Annotated in this window: 1 protein-coding gene; it reads right to left on the reverse strand. The window is 71.1% G+C overall.

Features of this window, described 5'->3' with window-relative positions:
- The coding region (locus AC08ON_RS13360) for an MFS transporter (protein WP_476617086.1) at nt 1-847 on the reverse strand (847 nt) is incomplete at both ends.

Consider the following 847-nt stretch of genomic DNA (forward strand, 5'->3'; position numbering starts at 1 on the left):
ATGAGCACGACGATCACCACCGCTGCGAGCGCGATGAGGATGGCGCCCCACAGGAACGCCGTGGTGTAGCCATCGATCTGCGCCTGGTCGAGAAGCGCCTTCCCACCCCGCCCGTGATCGGCCAGGTAGTTGGTGACGGCCGTCGCGTAAACGGTGTTGAGCAACGCGGTTCCCAGCGCCCCGCCGATCTGCTGGGTCGTGTTGACCAGCGCGCTGGCCACCCCCGCGTCGTGTGGGGCGACCCCGATCAGCGCGAGGTTCGACAGGGGCACGAACGAGAAGCCCATGCCGATGCTGATCAGCAGCTCGGAGGGCAGGATGTGCACGACGTAGCTCGAATCCGTCCCGACCCCGAGGAGCAGCGCCATCCCGACCGCCGCGAGCGTCGTGCCGGTGCCGGCCAGCACCCGGGGTCCGACGCGCGGCAGGAACTGGCTGGCGAGCCCCGCGGAGACGATGATCCCGCCGCTGAACGGCAGGAACGCGAAGCCGGTCTTCAGGGCGCTGTAGCCGAGCGTCTGCTGGAAGTAGTACGTCAGGAACAGGAACATCGCGAACAGGCCGGCCCCGGTCAGCAGCGAGGCCAGGAACGAGCCGCCGCGGTTGCGCTCCCACGGCACCCGCAGCGGCAGCAGCGGCGCGCTGGTGCGGGACTCGACGACGACGAAGGCCACGAGCAGCACGGCCGCACCGGCCAGCAGCCCGATGGTGCGGGCGTCGCCCCAGCCATCCTCGGCGGCCACGGTGAAGCCGTAGACCAGGGCCACCAGGCCCGCGGTCACCGTCACCGCGCCAGGCAGGTCGTAGCGGGCCTCGCCCTCCGCCCGGCTCTCGCGCACCACCGGCA

The sequence above is a fragment of the Frankia sp. CoWAU3 genome, assembly GCF_977971855.1.